Origin of the sequence: Bartonella bilalgolemi, from assembly GCF_023500045.1 — a bacterium.
Lineage (GTDB): Bacteria > Pseudomonadota > Alphaproteobacteria > Rhizobiales > Rhizobiaceae > Bartonella > Bartonella bilalgolemii.
Map to the genome: position 1 here is coordinate 1 of NZ_JAMCOF010000004.1, position 23258 is coordinate 23258.

Below are 23258 nucleotides of genomic sequence, written 5' to 3' on the forward strand. Positions count from 1 at the left end.
TAAAATATTTATTATTTTTTAAAATAAAAACTACATAAAAATTTATGATTTGTTATTAATATTTTTTGTTAATTATAATTAATATAATATTATTTATTCTATAATAAAATTAAATAAAGGGGGATTTATTATGCATAAATTGATTATAATAGCTATCGCACTGTAAAGGGCTTTAATCGTCGAGTTCGTTTTCTAGTAATGCATTACACTGCAGCCAACTTTAAATCATCTGTTACAACTCTTACAGGACCTTCAGTCAGCGCCCATTATCTTATTCCTGATCCTTCAGAACAGACATACATTGATGCAGGTTTTAAAGATGTACGCATTTTTAATCTGGTTGATGAAAATGAGCGTGCATGGCATGCTGGTATTAGTTCATGGGCTGGACGTAACAATCTAAATGATACAGCTATTGGAATAGAAACAGTCAATCTAGCAACCGATCATAACGGGAAATTTACATTTCCACCTTTTCATCCAAAGCAAATTGATGCAATTAAAGAACTTGCATTTAACATTCTTCAACGTTATCCAGATATTTCACCAACTAATGTTGTTGGTCATAATGATATTGCTCCTGGAAGAAAAATGGATCCAGGTGCGGCTTTTCCGTGGAAAGAACTTTATGATTCAGGTATAGGAGCATGGTATAATGTAGCACGAAAAGATACTTATCAAGAAGAATTTGCTAAAGATCCTTCATTTTTTATAAAAGCAAAAACAGAAGTCGTAGCTAAACTAAAAAAATACGGATACGACACTTCAGATGCAAATACTGAAAGTGGGTATAAAAATTTGATTATGGCGTTTCAGCTCCATTTTCGTCAAAAAAATTATGATGGAGTTTTGGATATTGAAACCGCAGCAATTATTTATGCATTGGTAGAAAAATATTTCCCCTCAAAATAATTTAGCTTATTTAATTAAAATATACGAGATTGTTACAAAAGGTTTTTTTGCCTTCATAGAATTACTAATTTTACTGACTAAAGGCTAAATACTTTATATTTTTTCAGTATAATAACTATCTATTTTAGAATAAATAAAAGGAAGAGCTAAGAGCTTTTCCTAATCCTTTTATCTTTGATAAGCATAAAGAATTTCATTTAACCTTAGAATAAATTTTTAAAAAAGAGAAAACCGAGTATATTTTTAGTTTTTAAATCTATAAAATAGTTAACTATATAAATTTTAGTTGGATTTAACAATCAAATTAAAATTTTTTCTGTATTAATGATTTCATGTAGGATTTAATAAATTTTTCCTCAAACTTTTATAAGTCAGGAATCAAATAAAAATACCTTTCAATATAATAAAGGTAATAATATTTCTTATTAAGCTTCTCTTATAGAATTATTTTTTCAATAATATCAACTTCTGATCCTCATTTTTGTTAAAGGAAATCCTTTTTCTTTTTTATCAAATTATTTAATAATAAGCACAAGAAATCCACATGCCTTTCCTTAAGAGCATTATCTAATTTAATCCACTTATAAAATTTACAAAGCACAAAATTATCATACATTTCAGTTTTTATTTTGAACTGCAGTATTATTTTTCAAAGAGATGTGGATTCTCAAAAGCAAGATTCTGCCGTGCCTTTTGTAATCGTTGAATAATATCATCAATTTTAGATGAAGAATAAGACGTTTCCTGATTATTAGTTAATGAGTGTTGTTTCTCTTCATCTTCATAAAAATACTGAATTTGTGATTGAATCGTTCGTATTTCTTGGAATAAAAGGCGACTAGTTTCTTTAAAACTATTATTAAGTGAAAAAATTTGATCAGAAATTGACATTAAAATTTGTTTAAAAAAATGCTCGCTTTCTTGACGTTTGCGATACTCTAAAACAAGAGCATAACTTATTTCATCTAATTGCTGTTTGGTAGAATCAATTTTATGTAATAAATCCGGCGCTCCATTTATATTAGCTTTTTTTATTTTCAAAAGCATAGCATAAATATTTAATAGTCTAACTGCAGAATAAGATAAATAATCAACTAATGTAAGTGTCTTAGTATAGTATTTTTGTTGAACCATTATAAATCTACCTAGTGATTAGTTGTATACATTTATTCCACTATTCATTTTAAATCCTATAGAATCATTCTAAAAAAAGTGCTAAAAAAATTTCTTTTCTAATTTGCTGATATTAAATTATTATATTTGATTTTTTATACTTAATAATTAGTTAATGGAGATAAGAGATGCATAGGCGTATAAAGAATAAAATCCGCTGTTCTCTTTAAAATATTGTGACCATCAGCAAGAATCGCCTCACGAGGTGACAACTCCGTCCCTTGCATAATTGTTGAAGCTAAAGATCCTTCTCGAGATAGAGCCATTAATGTTGGTGAAGATGCAAATACATTATGCGTGCCACCATCAATATTAGATAAATCAAGAATAGCTATTCCGTTCTTCTGTAATATTTCAATATTTGAGCCATCTCCTACACGAGGATGTCCACCTGTAAGGCGCCCTGAAAGAGCAAGAGCTTTGTCCTTACGAGATACCAAAATAGCTGTTGGTTGAGGTAATATTTTAATATCATTAAGTTGACGCTCAAATACATCAAGGTCAATATCAGGCGCTGCCATTAAAAAACTCGTAATACGATGAATTAGCTTGTATTTTCCTTGTAATGCTAGAGTTCTAAACGCTTCCATTGTAACAAAATTACCCATAGAGTGTGCAATAATTGAAACCTTATCAGCATCTGTTTCACTGATAGTCATCAGAAGTTCTATCAGCCCATCACGCGCAAAATTAGCGCTATCACGATCATAAATATAAAGAGGTATTGCACCAGCCGAAGGCCATGAATAATGTACATTAACAACATTTAAAGAATAATCGTAAGCAAATTGAGCTGTACGGAATGTACCATCTGCAAAATTGTTATTGTAGCCATGAATAAAAAGAAAAATTTCTTTTTTTCCTTTTGTTTTTTTTGCTAACGCAATATTTAATTGCTGTTTAAACTGTTCTTTATTATCATATTTTTGCAAAGCGACTGCTGCAAAATATTTATCATGACTAGGCTTATAAGCATTTGTCTCCACCATGCCTTTCACATGTTGTTGAGGAATTCCTATATCAACGCGATTGTAATATACTTTATTTGACCGTTCTGCTCCATAAGGTTGAGAATAATTATCCTGCATCATACGACTTGTAGCAACATAAACTGGGATAACAGCCTTTGGAAGAATCTGTTTTTCAACTTTTCTCTGTGTAGCAACCATAGACGGTGTTGCATGTATTCCATGCCAAAGTACAGCACGCGACCCACCACACGCAACCAAAAAAGTAACACAAATAAAAAGCACTAACTGCTTTAACAGTAATACATTTTTCACTGCAATACTACCTAATCTTATCAGATAAACAAGAAATCATATTTCGTACCTATAATAATAACACAAGATACAGTTTCTAATAACCTGCAACAAAGCAATTAATTATATAAGACATTAGAAAAAAAAATGTATAAAATTCGCATCTTAATGCTCACTATTACAGCTTTTATCTGCACTTTAAACATCAATCACAAAAAATATAAATGGTGCGGTCGAGAAGACTCGAACTTCCACGAGTTGCCCCACAGCGACCTCAACGCTGCGCGTCTACCAATTCCGCCACGACCGCACACGATATAAGCAAAATACATTATCTCCGCATTTAACAAATCATACAATAAGGTACAAGTTTATTTTTATATTCTCATAATTTATTTTATTTCACACTACTTCATATTTAATAATATAAATCCTTAAAGGATACATTTTACAGATTACCATAATCAGCGTATTAATGACATAAAACTATCTTGTGCTATTTGATTACTTTGATAATATCCATGAAAACCTGTTGTAATAGTCGTAGCACCTTGCTTTCGTATCCCTCTCATGCCCATACACATATGCTCAGCCTCGATCATTACAGCAACACCACGAGGCTTTAGATGCGTATTTAAAGACTCAACTATTTGAGCTGTCATGTTTTCTTGTGTTTGTAAACGACGAGAAAAAACATCTACAACACGTGCAATTTTTGAAAGTCCAACAACTTTTTTATCAGGGAGATAAGCAATATGGGCTCTACCAATAATTGGAAGTATATGGTGTTCACAATGTGAATAAAAAGAGATATTCTTCAATATAATTGGTTCATTATATCCTGAAACTTCCTCAAAAACTGTATCTAAAATTTCTTTAACTGATTCGTTATAACCAGTAAAAAGCTCACGATACGCTTTAGCAACACGACTTGGAGTATTTAATAGCCCTTCTCGGTTTGGATCTTCTCCTATCCATAATAGTAATGTATGAATCGCCGCCTCCACTTCTTCAATATCAGGCTTTTTTTGCTCAGAGAGAAATAGATTAGTTGCTCCTCCTTTCATGATATCACACATTAAATAACTCCAACTTAATTATGTAGTAAGATATTTATTATTTTTTATATAATCTTTATATAAATGAATTAAAAGCTTAAATAGCAATAACTCTCAAAAATCAGATAATAGCTTATGATTGATAATATCTATAGCAATACAATACTTGAACATGCTGCACATATAAGCAAAATCGGTCGTCTTAACAATCCAGATGCAACATCAAAAAAGTGTGCACGCTTTTGTGGATCAACCGTTACCGTAGACCTAAAAATAGAAAATAGCACTATCATAGATTTTGCTCATGAGATATGTGCATGTGTACTTGGACAAGCTTCATCTTCTATTCTTGCATATCATATCATTGGTCAAAAAACGCAAGACCTTAAAATACTACATAAAATTATTCAGCATATGTTAACAAAAAATGGCCCTCCTCCTTCAGCTCCATTTGAAGCATTTGCCTGTTTAAAACCTATTAAAGACTATCAAACACGTCATGCATCGGTAATGCTTACTTTTGATGCAGTCATAGATTGTATTAAACAAATTGAAGAAAAAATAAATGGCTAAACAACACATAAAAACAAATAAAACATACACAAGAAACTACAAGGGGCCTTGGCAAAAAACACCTGGACGATTACTTGGTATCGGACTAATACGTTTCTATCAAATAACTCTGTCTAGCTTTATAGGCATTCATTGTCGTCACAGACCAACTTGTTCAGAATATGCCTACGAAGCGATTGCACGCCATGGTCTATGGGCAGGCGCATGGATGGGATTTTTTCGTCTTATACGTTGTTGTCCGTTTGGAACAAATGGCTTCGATCCAGTACCAACCTCTATTGAAAATTCCTATAAACCTTGGCACTACTGGAAAATTTCTATCAAACGTAATAAATAGTCTTTTCTTTTTTAATGCGTTATGCATAAAAAAGGGTTGATAAGAAATTAGCCTATTAGCTTTAATTGATTATTGCTAAATGTTCACGAAACCATCTGCAATCGTTAGCAGAATTGGATTAAAAGGGTTCTTTATGTCTTGCTCTATTTTTCTTTCTTTTCCTGATGGCTCAAAGCGCGATTACCCAACCGAAACAACTGGTTTAGAATTAGCTGAATCTATTTCTAAGTCCCTTGCAAAAAAAGCAGTTGCTTACAGTCTTGATGGAGCTCTTAGAGATCTTTCAGATCCATTAGAACAATCTGGACAAGTAGAAATCATCACCCGCGATGATCCACGCGCACTTGAATTGATACGCCATGATTGCGCACATGTTTTAGCTGAAGCAGTACAAGAGCTTTTTCCTGAAACACAAGTTACAATCGGCCCAGTTATTGAAAACGGTTTTTATTATGATTTTGCACGTAAACAACCTTTTACATTAGATGATCTTACTACCATTGAAAAGAAAATGCGTGAAATTATTCAACGCAATAAACCTTTCAGAAAAGAAATTTGGTCTCGTGAAAAAGCTAAGAAGATTTTTTCTGAAAAAAACGAATTCTATAAAATTGAGCTTATTGATTCTATCCCTGATGATCAAGATTTGAAAGTCTATTATCAAGGTGACTGGTTTGATCTTTGCCGTGGTCCACATATGCAATCTACTGGCCAAATTGGTAATGCGTTTAAATTGATGAAAGTTGCAGGTGCTTATTGGCGTGGTGATTCCAATAATCCTATGTTAACAAGAATTTATGGTACAGCATTTACTAATGAAAACGACTTAAAAGCCTATCTTCATATGCTAGAAGAAGCCGAAAAACGGGATCATCGCCGCTTAGGACGAGAAATGGATTTATTTCACTTTCAAGAAGAAAGCCCAGGAATGATTTTTTGGCACCCCAAAGGTTGGAAAATGTTCCAAAATTTGATCAGTTACATGCGTCGTCGTCTTGACAATCATAAATATGCTGAGGTTCAAGCGCCACAAGTTCTTGATAAGTCTCTTTGGGAAATATCAGGTCACTGGGAATGGTATAAAGAAAATATGTTCAAAACAATCCCAGCTGCTGATGACTGGAATAATGAACATATTTATGCTCTTAAACCAATGAATTGCCCTGGCCATGTACAGATCTTTAAACACGGTTTAAAATCTTATCGTGATTTGCCCATTAGACTAGCTGAATTTGGCCTTGTTCATCGTTATGAGCCTTCAGGTTCTTTACATGGACTTATGCGGGTACGTAGCTTTACACAAGATGATGCACATATTTTTTGTACTGAAGAACAATTAGCTGATGAATGTCTTAGTATCAATGATTTGATTTTATCAACCTACGCAGATTTTGATTTTAAAGAAATCAGTCTTAAGCTCTCAACACGCCCAGAAAAACGTGTTGGTTCAGATGAATTATGGGACCATGCTGAAAATATCATGACATCTGTTCTTAAAACTATTGAGAAAAAATTTTCAGGACGTGTTAAAATAAGCGTTCTTCCTGGTGAAGGAGCATTTTATGGACCAAAATTTGAATATACACTGACAGATGCTATTGGCCGCGAGTGGCAATGTGGAACAACACAAGTAGACTTTAATTTACCTGAACGCTTTGGAGCATTTTATATTGATAAGGATTCCGAAAAACGCCAACCCGTTATGATCCATCGAGCTATTTTTGGATCAATGGAGCGTTTTCTTGGTATATTAATTGAGAACTTTTCTGGTCATATACCATTTTGGCTTGCGCCTCAACAGATTGTTGTGGCAACGATTACATCCGATGCGAATGAGTATGCAAAAAAAATAACAGAAAAACTCAAAGCTATTGGTCTTTTAGCAACTCTAGATTCCCGCAATGAGAAAATTAACTACAAAATACGCGAACACTCTTTACAAAAAATTCCTGTAATTTTGGTATGTGGTAAACGTGAAGCTGAAACAAATAGCGTTAATATACGTCGCTTAGGAAGTGTAGAGCAAACCTTTTTACCTATAGAAAAAGTGTTTCAACAATTGTTGGATGAAGCAACACCACCAGATTTACGTTGTTAATTAATGCCTGATGTCATAAAATACTATATAATAGGTTATTATTATCTTGCTTTATCAAGAATACGTTTACACTCAATTAACTCAAATAGCACTTCCTGTAGCAATACTTTATCAGTTTTATCTCGATAATTATTTATAGCACCAACAGGGGCTTCTCCTTCATTCTTCATAAACCCCAAAAGCCCAAATGCTATTTTTTTTGACTTAGTAGGAACAGATTCAGATTCCTGTTCTGCACATTTTTTTTCCATTAAAATATTCATAGCGTCAAGATCACCACTGCCAAGAGCAACAATAAAAGGAGCTCCCTTCTCTTTTAAAATACGTTGTACACCTTTTATGGTATAACCTTGCCCGTAAAGTAATTGTTTTATACCATTGAGTAAATCGATATCATTAGGGCGATAATAACGACGTCCGCCCCCACGCTTCAATGGCTTAATCTGACCAAACCGTGTTTCCCAGAATCTTAATACATGCTGCGGAATCCCCAATAGATCAGCTACTTCACTAATTGTGCGAAAAGCATCGGGGCTTTTATCCATTTATAACACCTCACCTAAAATTACATCAATATTTTATAGTTCCTGATCAATTTAATATTTCTTATTGAGATTGATCACAATATGAAATCTCTTTAATAAGAGCCTCTTCACTTAAAATATAAGACTCTTTCACAAAGAATAAAAATCTTAATATTGTCTGTTTAATATAAAATTATTTTTTCTTCGCACGATGCGTATCTAAAATTCTTTTCTTGAGCACATTTGCAGCCTTGAATGTTACCACACGCCGTGGTGGAATGGATGCTTCAATACCTGTTTTTGGATTGCGTCCAACTCGTTCACTTTTATCACGAACTTGAAAAGTCGCAAAAGAAGATAATTTAACCATTTCACCTTTGACAAGTGAATTGCATATTTCGCCCAAGACCAACTCAACTAAATCGGCTGATTCAGTGTGTGACAAGCCCACTTTTCTACAAACCGCGCCAGCCAAATCTGCACGTGTTACTGTCTTACTTGTCATTATTCACCTATTTAAACATTAAAAATTACAAAAAATTTATACGTTTTATTTAAATGTAGTCAAGCTGCTATAGCTTACCAGCGGATAAGAATCGCTCCCCATGTAAAACCTCCACCCATAGCCTCTAGCATAATAAGATCTCCTTTTTTTATTCTTCCATCTTGAACAGCAGTTGCTAAAGCTAACGGTACCGATGCCGCAGATGTATTACCATGCTGATCAATGGTAATAACAATCCGATCTTTCGTGATCCCTAGCTTTCTAGCTGATGCTTCAATAATACGTTTGTTAGCTTGATGAGGCACAAACCAATCTAATTGAGAAGGCTTCATCTCAACTGCTGCAAAACAATCATCAACTACATCAGTTATCATACTAACTGCATGTTTAAAAACTTCCCGTCCATCCATGCGTAAATAACCTGTTGTTTGTGTTGTTGAAGGACCACCATCAACATATAGCTTATCTGCATAAGCACCATCAGAACGTAATTTAGCCGATAATATACCAAAATCAGCAAAAGTACCTTCAAATTCTTGCGCTTCTAAAATAGCTGCACCTGAACCATCACCAAATAAAACACATGTTGTACGATCTTTCCAATCTAAAATTCGAGAAAATGTGTCAGACCCAATCACCAAAATCCTCTTTGCTACTCCACAACGTAAATAAGCATCTCCTGTTACCAACGCAAAAATAAAACCAGAACAAACAGCTTGAACATCAAAAGCAAAACCATGTTTCATTCCTAAAGCATGCTGAATTTCAACAGCAGAAGCAGGAAAAGTACGATTAGGTGTTGAAGTTGCTAGAATAATACAATCAATATCTTTCACTGTCATACCAGAATTTTTCAGAGCTTCTTGTGCAGCTTTTATTCCTAAAGAAACAGTAGTTTCATTATTATCAGCAATATAACGTTGACGAATTCCTGTACGTTGAACAATCCACGAATCAGATGTTTCAACCAACTTTGTAATCTCATCATTCGATAAGCTTTTTTTGGGTAAGGCACTTCCTACACTACGCATAACTGATCGAATCATGTCGCCTTAACCTTCTCCTTTATACTACGAATCTCTATCATCTTCCCTCCATCATATTCATCTCAGCTTCCCTTTCATCATCCAAAAGTAATGCTTTACTCTCATGAAAAAGTCGTAAATCTGTGGCTATTTCTTTTAAGAGTCCATTACTTACCATTTCATAGCCAACGCGAATAGCAGAAGCGAAACCGTTAGCATTAGTACCACCATGGCTTTTTATAACCACACCATTGAGGCCTAAAAGAACACCACCATTAACCCTATCTGGATCCATTTTATGTTTCAATTTACGAAAAGCACTTCGCGATAAAAGATACCCCAAATATGAAAGAATAGAACTACGCATAGCAACATTTAAGGTTTCGGCCATCTGTCGAGCAGTTCCTTCTGCAGCTTTTAAAGCAATATTACCGGAAAATCCCTCAGTGACAACAACATCAACAGTTCCTTTTCCAATATCATTTCCTTCAACAAATCCTTTATATTCTAAACCATCTAATTGCACTTTACGTAATATCATTCCCGCTTTCTTTATTTCATCCAAGCCTTTAACCTCTTCAACCCCCACATTTAACAACCCAACGCTTGGTTTTTCAATATGATATAAAGCACGGAACATTCCAGCACCCATAACTGCTAAATCAACTAATTGACTAGCAGATGCTCCAATTGTCGCACCAATATCTAAAACAATACTTTCACTACGAAGAGTTGGCCAAATACCAGCAATACCAGGACGTTCAGCTTCTGCCATCATTTTTAAACAAAAGTAAGACATTGCCATGAGTGCACCAGTATTACCAGCAGAAACACAAGCATCAGCTTTGCCATTTTTTACGGACTCAATCGCATGCCACATTGACGATTTACCACGCCCATTACGAAGTGCTTGGCTTGGCTTTTCATCCATACGTGTATAACCTTCTGTAGGATAAAAGCATGATGCTGCAACCAAATGAGGGTATTTTTTTAAAATCGGTTCAACAACTTTACCTATTCCATAAAACAAAAAATGAATATTTGGTAAATATTTTTGAGCAATTGCAGCTCCCGCAAGAGTAATTTCTGGACCATAATCACCACCCATTACATCCACAGAAATTTTAATCACGCTTGCTTATCCTATATCTTTAAATTTACGTCGCAACTGTTTGCTATTAAACAATTATAAAAATTATCGCTACAATTTCTTTTTAGAAAAGACTGTTTTATACAACTATACAACAGACAATTTATATATTTACAATCACTTCCACTCTTTCAAAACAGAGAATGGTGACGAATTTTGTTTAATTTTTTCTAAATCTTTAACTGTTGTATCTAGACTAGCACCTTCTTTACGTGGATATTGATTAATTGATAATTCTAAAAATTCTTCCATGACTGCACCAATATCAATTTTATCTCCATAAAATACTTCTGGTATATCTGGCCCTTCCACATCTAAAAATAATTCACCCGTACCTTCTGATATTTTAGGTTTCACCAAATTTGAATCTTCAGGAACAAAAACAATATTAATATTCTCATGGATAATATCTTCTAGCAGCTCTAATGTAATAACGCATGATTGTATTATACGTGCCTGTAATAAACCTTTTACACGTACTCCACGTTTTTTCCATGGTAAAATACAAAATTCTCCCTCAAATAATTTTACATCAACTAAACCATGATTCTTAGCTAAATATGTACATTCCTGTTGATCTGCGCAAATATGAACTCTTATTCCTTTTATAGGTAATGAGCGCACTGATACTGGATAAGTGAAAGCAAATTCCATTCGGGAAATACTTGAAACAGCCATTAGAAACTCCAAGATATAAAAAAGAGTATATTATACTGTGTCTTCTATTTGACCAGATTATATTTATGATTTTTTTCTTTTCTAAAGAAACTCTATATGGCATTATAATAGTAAAGGTCATCGTAAGATATGGTGAATAATAATTAAATCAAAAATTTAAGAAAGACTTGAGATCACCTTTTCATCATATATTACTAAGTGTAAAATGGAGATATCATTGTTTCAAATACCCCACATAGTAATCACTAAACGTAAATTACTGATTGGCCTCTCAATAGTGAGCATAATCGGAATCGCAGGCTGTAATCCAATTAGTTATTTAAACTCAAGTCAAATATATAACTCTCTCAATTCAAGCCAAATATATAAAGAAGGTTATATTCTTGATCAAAGTGCTCTTGATTCTATTTCTGTTGGTTCAAGTCAAGAGCAAGTTCTTTTAGCTTTAGGCTCTCCCTCTCTGAAAACGCAATATAATAATGAAGTTTTCTATTATATTTCACAAACTCGATATCGAAAAATGCAGTTTATGAAAACAAAAATTACTGATCGCAAAGTTTTAGCAATTTATTTTAACAAAGATCGCCAAGTTATAAAAATAGCCAATTATGGTTTACAGGATGGGAGAATTTTTGATTTCATCACACAAACAACACCAACTGGTGGTAATGATCAACCGTTGTTGATTCAACTTATCAAGGGTGCTCCAGATCCTGCTGACGATCCGGTTGTTAACCATTAGTTTTTACATATTCAATTAAAATCCCAATATTATTGGGATTTTTTTGTAACTTTATTAACATATTTCCTTTGCTATACTGTCAAGAACTGCATTTACAAGCCTTGGTTCATTACTTTCAAAAAAAGCCTTAGCTATATCGACGTATTCATTCATAATAACAGCAACAGGCACATCTTTGCGATTGATCAACTCCCATAAGCCAGCACGCAAAATTGCCCGTAATGTAGAATCAAGACGTGAAAGCGCCCATTCTTCAGAAAGTTGTTGATGAAGCATAGGATCAAGCTGCTTTTGATCTTTTACAACTCCAACAACAATAGAGCGAAACCATTGAAAATCAGCATCAAGATACTGACTCCCATCAATATCTTTTCCTAAACGATAAGCCTTATATTCAGCTATTACCTCCATAACACCAATACCGACTATATCCATTTGATAAAGCGCTTGTACAGCAGCGAGTCTTGCTGCCCCTCGTTTATTAGCTAAAATTAAAGAATCTTTGCCTTTTATATCATCCATATTTAATGATTATCTCCAAATTTTTTCTTTAGAGCAACCATACATAAAGCGGCTTTAGCAGCAAAACCACCTTTATTTTTTTCATTATTTCTCACACGTTCCCATGCTTGCAATTCATTTTCAACGGTCAAAATTCCATTGCCAATAGCAAGTTGTTGATAAACAGTTAAATCCATTAATGCGCGACAGGAATTATCAGCCACAATTTCAAAATGATATGATTCTCCCCGAATAATACAACCAAGAGCTATATAACCATCATAGTATATTTCATTATTTTTTTCAGCCAGAGTTATTGCACAAGGAATTTCTAATGCTCCTGGAACCGTTACAATATCATAACTCACTTCAGCTTGTTGCAAAACACTAACCGCACCTGCAAGAAGAGAATCAGAAATTTCATCATAGAAACGCGCTTCAACAATCAAAACATGCAACTTTTTATGTGTATTTTTTGTCATATGGCTCCTATCAGAAAAATAAAATAATTTTACATCTTATTCATTTTAAAATCTGAAAGTCTAGCTACATAACGAGCCAATTGATCAACTTCCAAGTTCACCTGATCCCCAACCTTAGCTTGTCCCCACGTTGTCATCTCAAGCGTATGGCGGATAATAAGAACATCAAAAATATTATTTTCAACATAATTAACAGTCAATGATGTTCCATTAAGTGCAATAGAACCTTTTTCTGCTATAAATGGAGCTAATTTCATTGGAACCTGCAGATGAAAACGAATCGCATCACCTTCATTTTTTTTCTCAATAATTTCAGCTAAACCATCGATATGGCCAAAAACTAAATGTCCTCCCATTTCGTCACCAAGTCGTAGTGAGCGCTCTAAATTAATAAAAGTTCCTTTTGTCCATTGTGTAAGATTAGTTAAACATAGTGCTTCTTCCCATGCTTCAACAGTAAACCAATGAGCAACTGTGGACTTTAATGTGCGCTCAACAACTGTCAAACAAATACCTGAACACGCAATTGATGCACCTATCTCTAAACTCTCCACATCATAATGAGTAGAAATATTTAAACGTATTCCCTGTTTTAAAGGTTGAATATCTTCAACGCAACCAATATCCGTTATGATCCCTGTGAACATAATACCTTACGTCTCCATTTATACAAACGATCATTCCCCAGCATTCTCATTTCAATTTCATTAAACTCTGAAAGATAAGATTGAAAATGAGGAGCCTTAATTCGATCTTCCCCTAAAATAATCGGCGCATAAAAACATATCAAACAATCTACACAACCAGCATCTAAAAATATTTCTCCTGTCTTTGCTCCTCCCTCAAGTAAAACACTATTGATTTTGCGCTGATAAAGCAGTTGTAAAATAGCAAAAGGTGATATCAAATTATCATTAGTATCCACTGAACATATGGTTACACCATATTGTTCTAAAGCTGTTTTTTTTCTTTTTTTAGACAGGACTGTACCACAAATAACCCATGTAGGTATATTTGCTGCTGTTTGAACGACTTTCGCATCAAGAGGAATGCGTAAATCCTTATCCAAAATAACGCGTATAGGTGAACGCGTTTCAAGTCCTGGCAAACGACAATCTAATTGTGGATCATCTGCTAATATAGTGCCAATACCAACCATAATCACATTATTTTGAGCACGCAAAATATGAGTTTGTGCACGAGAAATTTCTCCACTAATCCCTACACTACTTTGCCTTTTTTTGCCTATGCCATTATCTGCGGAAATAGCCATTTTTAAAGTGACCTCACAGCGCTGCAATTTCTTTACACACAAATAAGCACTTAATGTTTCAAAGGCCTCTTCAGCTAAAACCCCTTCAACAACTTCAATACCTGCTGCACGTAAAAGAGTAATACCACAACCATAAACTCGCTGATCGGGATCAGAAAGAGCAATGACAACTCGAGTAATACCTGCATTAATAAGTGCATTAACACATGGTGAAGTTTTTCCATAGTGTGAACATGGTTCTAAAGTAACGTAGGCGGTTGCACCATAGGCCAAAGGACCAGCCATAAGTAAAGCTTGCACTTCAGCATGAGGTCTTCCTTGAATAGCAGTTACGCCATAACCAACAATAGACGCGCCTGTTTCTTTATTTTGTACAATTAATGCACCGACAGAAGGATTTTCACCCGTAAGACCAACGTGACGTTCTGCTAAACGAATAGCAACAGCCATAAATCGCTTATCTTGTGCTGCTTTATTCATTAAAACAAGCTTCTATATCCATTGCACCTTTTGATAATTCATCTATCACATTATGAAAATCAATCGCATTACGGAAATCACGATATACAGAAGCAAAACGAATATAAGCGATATCATCTATACCTTTTAAAGATTCCATTACAAGATGACCAATTTTTGCTGAGGAAATCTCAGGCTCTCCTAAACTCTCAAGCTGTCTCACGATACCGGAAATCGCCTGTTCAATACGCTCAGGATCAATATCACGTTTACGTATTGCTATATTAACCGACCGCATTAATTTATCACGATCGAACAACTCACTCCGACCACTTTTTTTGAGAACAAAAAGTTCACGCAACTGGATACGTTCAAAAGTTGTAAAACGACCACCACAAACAGAACACACACGTCGACGACGAATGACTGTTGCATCTTCCGCAGGACGTGAATCTTTAACCTGTGTATTTTCACATTGGCAATAAGGGCACCGCATATTTTCTATACCTCAACAAGAAACCAAATAAGAATAAAGAGGAAATTTACTTGTCATATCATGCACCTTCTTTTTGACAGCTGTTTCAACTGAAGTATTCTCTCCATCGCTTCTTGCCAAACTAAGACCATCAAGAACCTCTGTAATAAAATTTCCAATTTGAGTGAACTCACTTTCTGTAAAACCACGTGTTGTTGCAGCAGGTGTACCCAAACGAATTCCTGAAGTTATTGATGGCTTCTTGGGATCAAAGGGAATACTATTTTTGTTGCAAATAATATTAGCACGCCCCAAAGCTTGTTCCGCACCCTTTCCTGTTATATTTTTAGAACGCAAATCGACTAAAAATAAATGATTGTCTGTACCACCAGAAACAATATTAAAACCATTATTTTTTAAGCTTTCTGCTAAAGTTTTAGCATTAATAACTACATTAGCAATATAATCTTTAAAAGTAGGTTGCAAAGCCTCTCCCAATGCAACAGCCTTAGCTGCAATGACATGCATTAAAGGACCACCTTGAAGACCGGGAAAAACTGCCATGTTAATTTTTTGAGCTAAAGCTTCATCATTTGTCAATATCATACCACCACGGGGACCACGCAATGATTTATGCGTTGTTGTAGTGATAACATGAGCATATGGTACAGGTGAAGGGTGAGCATTTCCAGCAACTAAACCTGCAATATGAGCCATATCAACCATCAAATATGCTCCAATTTCATCTGCAATGTCACGGAACCATTTCCAATTCCATAAGCGTGAATAGGCTGTGCCACCTGCCAAAATAAGCTTTGGTTTATGCTTTTTTGCCAAACGATATATTTCCTCCATATCCAGAAGCTGATCTTCTTGACGCACACCATAAGAAACAACATTAAACCATTTGCCTGACATATTAACAGGCGAACCATGGGTGAGATGGCCACCAGAATTCAAGTCCAACCCCATAAATGTATCACCAGGCTGAAGCAAAGCTAAAAATACAGCTTGATTCATTTGGCTACCAGAATTAGGTTGCACATTTACAAAAGATGCACCAAAAAGTTTTTTTGCTCGCTCGATTGCCAATTCTTCAACCAAATCAACAAAATGACAACCACCATAATAACGCTTTCCTGGATAACCTTCTGCATACTTATTGGTTAAAATAGATCCCTGAGCTTCAAGAACTGCCCTTGAAACAATATTTTCTGATGCGATCAATTCAATCTCAGAGCATTGACGTCCAAGCTCACCACTAATTGCATCAAAAACTACAGAATCAGCAACTTGTAAACTATCATTAAAAAAACACTTACGCAGATCATTTGCTTGCTTGGTCATAAAACATGTCCTAAATTAGAGTAATGGAAGGTAACACAGCAAATCTTATAGACAAAACTTTTTAAAATTTAAGTTCAAAAACTGTAAATACAGCAAGAATTCAGCTTATATTTTTTTTAAAACAATAAAATTCTATCTTCATAAAAAATAAATGACGCAAAAATTACATGTTAAAACTTATATATGTAATACTATTATACTGTTTTCAAACAAGAAAAATAATAAACTTATAGTTCAAGATATCCAATCATTTAATTGGATAGGGTATTATAAAGTGGGATCACAGAAAAAATTGAATTCAAGGATAATAGATGGCAACAAAAATTTTTATTGATGGTGAACATGGAACAACCGGACTGCAAATACAAAAACGATTGGCAAAACGTTCTGATCTAGAATTGCTATCTATCCCTCACGAAGATCGCCATAATCTTGATTCTCGAAAAGACTATCTTAATCAAGCTGACATTGTTATTTTATGTCTTCCAGATGAAGCCGCACGGGAAACAATTAAACTCCTTAAAAACAATAAAAAAATTAGAATTATTGACAGCTCAACAGCACACCGCATTGCTGCAGATTGGGTCTATGGCTTTCCTGAAATGACAAAAGGACAAAAAAAACGTATCCAAGAAGCACACTATGTTGCAAATCCTGGATGTTATCCAACCGGTGCAATTAGTTTGATTCGACCATTACGTGAAGCAGGCTTAATAGACTCTAATTACCCAATATCAATTAATGCTATATCTGGCTATACAGGTGGTGGTAGACAATTAATTGCTCAAATGGAAAACCAATCCAGAAAAGATTCTCTGGAAGAAAACTATTTTATTTATGGTCTGAATCTTAATCATAAACATATTCCCGAAATCAAAACTCATGGACAAATTAGCCAAACACCTGTTTTCGTGCCAAGCGTTGGTCGTTTTCCCCAAGGAATGATTGTTAATATCCCCCTACATCGCAATTTATTTACAAAATCAGCTAACTGTTCTGATCTTCGTGAAATTTTTCATACCCATTATAACGAACAAAATACAATATCTATTGCATCACAAGAAGAAACCGAAACACTGACTAAACTAAACCCAGAATCCTTAGCACATAAAGATAGTATGAAACTTTTTGTTTTTGGCAATGATAATGACGGTATTTTCAATCTTTGCTCTATATTAGATAATTTGGGAAAAGGAGCATCCGCATCGGCTGTTCAAAATCTTGATTTAATGCTCTCAGGCTGAAATGTTGTTTAAAAAATTCTTATTTAACAACAAGATATGCTCCCTTTGTAGCTCGCCAATGAACAACTGAAAAGCATAATACTACTAACGCAACACTTTGATGAATAAGCCCCCAACTAATTGGCACTTCATTTAACAATGTAATGATACCCAAAAATGCCTGAACAACTATGATAATAAATAACAACAATGCACGACGAGCATGCATTGAACGAGGATTTTTTTTGCTTACATACAAAACATGAACAATCGCTATAATAAACAAAAAATACGCAAAAACACGATGTATAAATTGCACTGTTAAAGGATTTTCAAATAAACTGAGCCAAACGGGATTATAGTTCAGTAATCCGTCAGGTATAATCTGGCCATCCATTAATGGCCATGTATTATAAACCTTGCCTGCATGAAGACCTGCAACTAAAGCACCAAAATAAATCTCAACTAAAATGCAAAAAACAAACCAACCTGCGAAACGTTGCACAGCTTGATCTGCCGGTTGTTCTGAATATTCTGTGAGACCTCGAGATAAATAAGTAACAAAAATAATTACAAAGCATGCCGTTATTAGATGAAGCGCTAAACGATATTGACTAACGCTTGTTAAATTACTTGTCCCCAAACCAGAAGCTACCATCCACCAGCCAATCACACCTTGAACAGCAATAAGAACCGGTACGGATACAAGCTGAAGAAAAATATTTTTTTCAATACGCTTAGTTGCCCAAAACCAAATTAAACCCAACAAAGCTACAAGGCCAACCAAACGACCAAGAAAACGGTGTCCCCATTCCCACCAGAAAATCACTTTAAATGCGTTTAAAGTCATATCATGATTGAGTATTTTATACTGCGCTATCTGTTGATATTTCAAGAACTCTTCTTGCCATTGTTCTATAGTAATCGGTGGAATTACACCATAAATTGGCTTCCATTCAGTTATTGATAATCCGGATCCTGTCAAACGGGTAGCTCCGCCTATTACAACAATCGCTAAACAAAGCAGTAAAACAGCATAAAGCCATATCTGTATTTGTTTTCTATTTTGTTTTTGTAGTGGCGTCAAAGCTATCTCATTCAACCTTTTTATTGTCATTTTCGATTATCTCCAGTTCATCTACAACTACAAATTTGCAAAATTTAAATATTAAGCTTTAGTTATTACGACATATTTATTCATCAATGCACAAAAAACCAAAGTCTTGCTATTAAGATATAATTACCGCTGTTTTGGCACATTACAACTATGCATTGACACGATAAACCTTTTTGGGGAATTTATATACCATCTGCGCTATCCAATTATGTTTATAAAGTGGAACACCACAAACATAATAATCTGTCCATTCTACAATTTCTTCAAGTCCATATTGAGGCTCGATAGTCATCTCTAAAATAATAAAATCATAATCTTTTTTAAATTCTTGTAATATAACAGGAATAGCATTTGAAAATTTTTTTGCACGCTCAGCACTTGTTATTCCACGTGGAAAAATATCAATCCCTGTATCATAATCATGATAAATAACATCATGCAATTGCGCACATCCTGTTAAGACATCGCTCAATCCTGAACGTGAGCCAATCACTTTTTCTATTTGTTTCCCAGAAATATCTACCAACAAGATTGTTTTATGTTCCTTGATAAGATGAAGAGATAATTTTGCTGCTATTCGTGCGGCTTCTGGTCCGATTATTGAAACAACTGTCGAAACACGTGATTTCAGGAAAACTGATAATTCCTCTATTGTACTCAAAGTTTCAGAATTTCTTTTTGTCTTGAATAAGGAGATACTACTATTACATTTAAAACTTTCTTTCTCTGAGTGCTTTTTTTTTGCTCCAGAATATTTTTGCAATAATAGCCCTCCTCCCAAAGCGATTAAACTTGCAAATATAATAACAAAAATATTTCTGCTATAAAAATCGATAAAAGAAATTGAGGTTACTTCTATGGGAGCTATCACGTGAATCTTTATATTCTGTAATGAAAGAGTATCCTTACTTATTTCTTGGCTTTGTATATCTATCGCTGCTTTTATTTTATTTTCTAACTTATTTAACATCTGATTTAAGGATTGAGACTGATCCTCCACAAAAGTACTAATTTTCTCTCTTAACTGTGTTTCAACATTCTCTGCAATGATTTCATCTAAACGAGTTTGCTCAACAATCTGCGAAATTTTACTTTCTAACTGAGTAGAAAGTTCCTCTATTTCTGCAATCATTGCCTTGATTTGAGGGTGTCCCCAACCTAATTGAACAACCATATGAGCTTTTTGTGCATTCAAGAGATCAAGTTTAGCCTCTAGAGCCATAACAGTAGAATTATCTGCTATAAATGATAAGGATAATAAAGATTGTCCTTGTTGACGCATCATTTTAATAGTTGAATTTAAACTTTTTAAACGAATACGTCTCAAAATTGTATCCGTTAACTGTGCGTAAAGGCTATTAAACTCGACCTGTTTGGCTTCATGATAAATGATAGAAGCAATAGATGAACGAAATGTTTGAAAAATATGGAAAAATGCATTTTTATCATATTTTTCATCTCGCTTCATGATCTTCTCAGAAAAGTTAGAAAACCAAGTTTCTAAGCCTTGTCGAGCATCTTCGATAGTTTTTGCTTCAAAAGAAAGATCAATAAAATCACCTTTGCGTAATAATTGGATATTTTTATAAAAATTTTTCACGTATGAATCATAAGAAATTGCCCTGTCAGAACTTGAATAATTTAGAAGAAGAGGTTGCGAAAACAGTAATGCGATAATATTATTTTTTTTATCAGTCGATAATGGTACCCCACTAGAATCGGATAACATAAATGTTAATGTTGCTTGATAAGTTTTTGGATAAACAAAATAATATAACAAAATTGACAATACGCAGTGTATTGTTACTAACAAAGCAATTAGAGCTTTTCGCGGCATTATGAGTGCTAACAATTTTTTATCGCACTTAAAATTCATTTTTATTTTAATCCCAAAAATACATTACTTTTTTTATTTAAGAGAAAGTAGTAACTATCCCCTTAACTAAAGATTATATTATTGAGAGATAAGAAAATATAAAAATAAATTTTTTATTTACGATAACTTTAGTACATATTTTATTTTATATAGTTCAATCGTTTTTTTGCTTCAGCAGTAAGTACTGCTTTAATAGTAATAGAGCCATCATCATTGCTTTTTTGTTCTATTTGACTAGAGTTCTTATAGAACCAATCAATAATCCTCATTTCATTAGGCTTTAAAATCAGCTCAACACTCTGTATGTCCCCAAAAATTTTCTTTTCAATAAGGGCTAACAATTGATCCAACCCTTTACCAGTAAGGGCTGACATCATTAGTGCAGAATTTAACATTTTTTTTGAGTTTGTCTGCAAAACGCCCAATGCGTGGTGATCCAACATATCAATTTTATTCCAAATTTCCACGATATGATCTATGTTATTAATATCAATCCCAAGACTTGAAAGTATTTCAAAAACATCTTGAGCGTGAGCATGATGATCAGGATCGGACACATCTCTTACATGGAGAATTAAATCAGCTTCTATCACCTCTTCAAGGGTTGCTCTAAAAGCTGCAATTAAATGTGTTGGTAAATTAGATATAAAACCCACAGTATCAGATAAAAGAACTGTTTGCCCGTGAGGTAAAACAATTTTACGTAAAGTGGGATCAAGAGTTGCAAACAGCATATTCTTTGCCAGCACATTAGAATTACTTAAACGGTTAAAAAGTGTTGATTTTCCCGCATTTGTATATCCCACCAACGCAATGACAGGATGAGGTATCTTTTTCCTTTTAGCTCTATGAAGAGCGCGTGTTTTAACAACGGTTTCTAATTCGCGACGAATACTGATAATTTTTTTCTGCAAAATACGTCTATCTGCTTCAATTTGAGTTTCACCAGGACCACCTAAAAAGCCACTACCACCACGTTGCCTCTCTAAATGTGTCCAACTACGAACAAGCCTACTTTTTTGGTAAGATAAATGCGCCAATTCTACTTGTAGAACCCCCTCCTTTGTTCGCGCCCGATCACCAAAAATTTCAAGAATCAAAGCTGTTCTATCAATAACCTTACAATTCCATAATTTTTCCAAATTACGCTGCTGCACTGGCGTTAAAAAATGATCAATAATTGAAAGCATAATTTGATGCTCATTTATATAATGAGCAAATTCATTTACCTTACCTATTCTAAATAAAGTTGAAGAACATGGTGTAGCAATATTGATAATTTCATAATGAACAACATTCAACTTAATAGCACGCGCTAATCCTAACGCTTCTCTTACTCGAGAATCTACTGAGCGTTCATTGGAAGTCTTTTGCTGCTTGTCTCCGTAAGAATAGATCGGTACAAAAATAGCAACACGCATCGGCTCCTCAATCTGTGAAATAAACTTTCCAGATTTCTCATTTTTACCTATCATGATAATTTAAATATTATAAAAAGGATAAAAGATATACAATTTATTTATTATCTTCGTTTTCGAAAAGCTGTACAGATTGCCCTGGCATAATTGTAGAAATAGCATGTTTATAAACTAACTGCTCATGCCCATCACGGCGTAGAAGAATACAAAAGCTGTCAAATGATGCGACAATACCTGTCAGTTTAACGCCATTCACAAGAAAAATTGTAAGAGAAATTTTTTGCTTACAAACTGTATTTAAAAAAATATCCTGCAGGTGTTGTGATTGTTCTACCATTATTTTTACACCTTTTGTTGTGAAATGCATAAATATTTATCACAATATTTTTTAATATATATCGACTGAAAGTACTAACTTGTCAATGTATCCGTACTAAAAATTTTATAAGATATCATTTTATATTAATATTAGTTATGAGCATAACAATCAGTAAAATCAAATGCAAAGAAAGTATGATAACTTCTCAGTACTTACTGTACATTAATCAATATTATTTCAAGGTTCACTTTTTATTTTTCGGTAAAATATGATGTTTATTAATTAAAAAATAACAACAATATTTATTTTGTAATTAATAAACGATTAGTCTATCTAAGTCAGAAATATAGGAATAGTAATTTTATAAAATAGACTTGTATTCAAACGCATTTTAAACGCAATTTTTAATATCATGTCTCCTTATACAAGAAACCAAATTAGTGTGACTTAGAAATTTATCCTCATTATATTTAAATACAATTTCTATTAAATCGCCCCCATAAAATGCACTAAACTCGTAATATTTTCTATCAATTTGAGTTATCTATAGATAATTCCGTGATAGCTACAATTTTATATAATATTGTTTTTAATATATTTTTTGTTATTTTTGAACACAAAATAAAAGTTGCGTTAACTTTATCTTGATAAGTTTTTAAATTTTTCTTTAAACGTATTTCTTTCTAAACAATTAACGGTTAGTATATAGAATTATCTGGATAAGGGCGTAT

At 33.8% G+C, this 23258-nt stretch carries 24 protein-coding genes and 1 tRNA gene; 6 read left to right on the forward strand and 19 right to left on the reverse strand.

All coding sequences use genetic code 11. From position 1 onward, the window contains the following. Positions 1 to 138 precede the first annotated feature (138 nt). Positions 139 to 912: an N-acetylmuramoyl-L-alanine amidase gene (locus tag M4Z11_RS03005; protein WP_249676411.1), complete on the forward strand. Its 774-nt coding sequence runs from the start codon at positions 139 to 141 to the stop codon at positions 910 to 912. 642 nt (positions 913 to 1554) lie between these two features. Here the strand turns inward: M4Z11_RS03005 and M4Z11_RS03010 are convergent. From M4Z11_RS03010 to folE, 4 genes are all read right to left on the reverse strand, one after another. Continuing rightward, the gene (locus tag M4Z11_RS03010; RefSeq protein ID WP_249676076.1) at positions 1555 to 2046 is read right to left on the reverse strand and encodes a hypothetical protein; all 492 of its coding nucleotides are present in this window, start codon (positions 2044 to 2046) and stop codon (positions 1555 to 1557) included. 140 nt (positions 2047 to 2186) lie between these two features. Next, positions 2187 to 3368, reverse strand: a complete 1182-nt coding sequence (locus M4Z11_RS03015; RefSeq protein ID WP_249676078.1) for an alpha/beta hydrolase — start codon at positions 3366 to 3368, stop codon at positions 2187 to 2189. Positions 3369 to 3572: 204 nt separating this feature from the next. Further along, positions 3573 to 3657 (reverse strand) — tRNA-Leu (locus M4Z11_RS03020). Between the two features lie 154 nt (positions 3658 to 3811). Beyond that, positions 3812 to 4426, reverse strand: a complete 615-nt coding sequence (gene folE, locus M4Z11_RS03025; protein WP_249676079.1) for a GTP cyclohydrolase I FolE — start codon at positions 4424 to 4426, stop codon at positions 3812 to 3814. A 114-nt stretch (positions 4427 to 4540) separates the two neighbouring features. Between folE and M4Z11_RS03030 the strand changes: the two genes are divergently transcribed. The 3 genes from M4Z11_RS03030 (at position 4541) to thrS (ending at position 7413) form a co-directional block, all read left to right on the forward strand. After that, positions 4541 to 4978 (forward strand): iron-sulfur cluster assembly scaffold protein, encoded by a 438-nt coding sequence (locus tag M4Z11_RS03030; RefSeq protein WP_249676082.1) that lies wholly within the window; start codon positions 4541 to 4543, stop codon positions 4976 to 4978. After that, positions 4971 to 5315 (forward strand): membrane protein insertion efficiency factor YidD, encoded by a 345-nt coding sequence (gene yidD / locus M4Z11_RS03035; RefSeq protein WP_249676085.1) that lies wholly within the window; start codon positions 4971 to 4973, stop codon positions 5313 to 5315. The genes M4Z11_RS03030 and yidD overlap by 8 nt, the downstream gene beginning before the upstream one ends. A gap of 133 nt (positions 5316 to 5448) precedes the next feature. Beyond that, on the forward strand, positions 5449 to 7413 hold the full coding sequence (thrS, locus tag M4Z11_RS03040; RefSeq protein WP_249676087.1) for a threonine--tRNA ligase: 1965 nt from the start codon (positions 5449 to 5451) through the stop codon (positions 7411 to 7413). A 41-nt stretch (positions 7414 to 7454) separates the two neighbouring features. On the opposite strand, the gene M4Z11_RS03045 is transcribed toward thrS, so the two are convergent. From M4Z11_RS03045 to M4Z11_RS03065, 5 genes are all read right to left on the reverse strand, one after another. Further along, positions 7455 to 7958 carry a MerR family transcriptional regulator gene (locus M4Z11_RS03045; RefSeq protein ID WP_249676089.1) on the reverse strand — a complete coding sequence of 168 codons (504 nt, stop codon included), beginning with the start codon at positions 7956 to 7958 and terminating at the stop codon, positions 7455 to 7457. Between the two features lie 172 nt (positions 7959 to 8130). Continuing rightward, positions 8131 to 8442 (reverse strand): integration host factor subunit alpha, encoded by a 312-nt coding sequence (locus tag M4Z11_RS03050; protein WP_249676093.1) that lies wholly within the window; start codon positions 8440 to 8442, stop codon positions 8131 to 8133. Between the two features lie 74 nt (positions 8443 to 8516). Further along, entirely contained in the window at positions 8517 to 9488 is a 972-nt protein-coding gene (locus tag M4Z11_RS03055; RefSeq protein ID WP_249676095.1) for a beta-ketoacyl-ACP synthase III, read from the reverse strand. A gap of 37 nt (positions 9489 to 9525) precedes the next feature. After that, positions 9526 to 10599 carry a phosphate acyltransferase PlsX gene (gene plsX / locus M4Z11_RS03060; RefSeq protein WP_249676097.1) on the reverse strand — a complete coding sequence of 358 codons (1074 nt, stop codon included), beginning with the start codon at positions 10597 to 10599 and terminating at the stop codon, positions 9526 to 9528. A gap of 135 nt (positions 10600 to 10734) precedes the next feature. Next, positions 10735 to 11295 carry a DUF177 domain-containing protein gene (locus M4Z11_RS03065; RefSeq protein WP_249676098.1) on the reverse strand — a complete coding sequence of 187 codons (561 nt, stop codon included), beginning with the start codon at positions 11293 to 11295 and terminating at the stop codon, positions 10735 to 10737. A gap of 226 nt (positions 11296 to 11521) precedes the next feature. On the opposite strand from M4Z11_RS03065, the gene M4Z11_RS03070 reads away from it, so the two are divergent. Next, on the forward strand, positions 11522 to 12037 hold the full coding sequence (locus tag M4Z11_RS03070) for an outer membrane protein assembly factor BamE (protein ID WP_249676414.1): 516 nt from the start codon (positions 11522 to 11524) through the stop codon (positions 12035 to 12037). 54 nt (positions 12038 to 12091) lie between these two features. On the opposite strand, the gene nusB is transcribed toward M4Z11_RS03070, so the two are convergent. From nusB to glyA, 6 genes are read right to left on the reverse strand one after another with little or no spacing between them, the layout of a single operon-like run. Beyond that, positions 12092 to 12559: a transcription antitermination factor NusB gene (gene nusB, locus M4Z11_RS03075; RefSeq protein WP_249676101.1), complete on the reverse strand. Its 468-nt coding sequence runs from the start codon at positions 12557 to 12559 to the stop codon at positions 12092 to 12094. A gap of 2 nt (positions 12560 to 12561) precedes the next feature. Beyond that, on the reverse strand, positions 12562 to 13020 hold the full coding sequence (locus M4Z11_RS03080; RefSeq protein ID WP_249676103.1) for a 6,7-dimethyl-8-ribityllumazine synthase: 459 nt from the start codon (positions 13018 to 13020) through the stop codon (positions 12562 to 12564). Positions 13021 to 13049: 29 nt separating this feature from the next. After that, positions 13050 to 13667 (reverse strand): riboflavin synthase, encoded by a 618-nt coding sequence (locus M4Z11_RS03085; protein ID WP_249676109.1) that lies wholly within the window; start codon positions 13665 to 13667, stop codon positions 13050 to 13052. Further along, complete coding sequence (ribD, locus tag M4Z11_RS03090) at positions 13649 to 14773, reverse strand: bifunctional diaminohydroxyphosphoribosylaminopyrimidine deaminase/5-amino-6-(5-phosphoribosylamino)uracil reductase RibD (RefSeq protein ID WP_249676115.1); 1125 nt, start codon at positions 14771 to 14773, stop codon at positions 13649 to 13651. The genes M4Z11_RS03085 and ribD overlap by 19 nt, the downstream gene beginning before the upstream one ends. Then, positions 14766 to 15248 (reverse strand): transcriptional regulator NrdR, encoded by a 483-nt coding sequence (gene nrdR, locus M4Z11_RS03095; RefSeq protein ID WP_249676118.1) that lies wholly within the window; start codon positions 15246 to 15248, stop codon positions 14766 to 14768. The genes ribD and nrdR overlap by 8 nt, the downstream gene beginning before the upstream one ends. Positions 15249 to 15260: 12 nt before the next feature. Further along, positions 15261 to 16574 carry a serine hydroxymethyltransferase gene (glyA, locus tag M4Z11_RS03100; protein WP_249676120.1) on the reverse strand — a complete coding sequence of 438 codons (1314 nt, stop codon included), beginning with the start codon at positions 16572 to 16574 and terminating at the stop codon, positions 15261 to 15263. Between the two features lie 311 nt (positions 16575 to 16885). On the opposite strand from glyA, the gene argC reads away from it, so the two are divergent. Then, a complete protein-coding gene (argC, locus tag M4Z11_RS03105) occupies positions 16886 to 17818 on the forward strand; it encodes an N-acetyl-gamma-glutamyl-phosphate reductase (RefSeq protein WP_249676123.1) in 933 nt (310 codons plus the stop codon). A gap of 19 nt (positions 17819 to 17837) precedes the next feature. On the opposite strand, the gene M4Z11_RS03110 is transcribed toward argC, so the two are convergent. The 4 genes from M4Z11_RS03110 to hfq form a co-directional block, all read right to left on the reverse strand. Further along, positions 17838 to 18914: a COX15/CtaA family protein gene (locus M4Z11_RS03110; protein WP_249676125.1), complete on the reverse strand. Its 1077-nt coding sequence runs from the start codon at positions 18912 to 18914 to the stop codon at positions 17838 to 17840. A 148-nt stretch (positions 18915 to 19062) separates the two neighbouring features. Beyond that, positions 19063 to 20790 (reverse strand): hypothetical protein, encoded by a 1728-nt coding sequence (locus tag M4Z11_RS03115; RefSeq protein ID WP_249676127.1) that lies wholly within the window; start codon positions 20788 to 20790, stop codon positions 19063 to 19065. 140 nt (positions 20791 to 20930) lie between these two features. Next, positions 20931 to 22265, reverse strand: a complete 1335-nt coding sequence (hflX, locus tag M4Z11_RS03120; RefSeq protein WP_249676129.1) for a GTPase HflX — start codon at positions 22263 to 22265, stop codon at positions 20931 to 20933. Between the two features lie 40 nt (positions 22266 to 22305). Beyond that, entirely contained in the window at positions 22306 to 22545 is a 240-nt protein-coding gene (hfq, locus tag M4Z11_RS03125) for an RNA chaperone Hfq (protein ID WP_249676131.1), read from the reverse strand. Positions 22546 to 23258 lie beyond the last annotated feature (713 nt).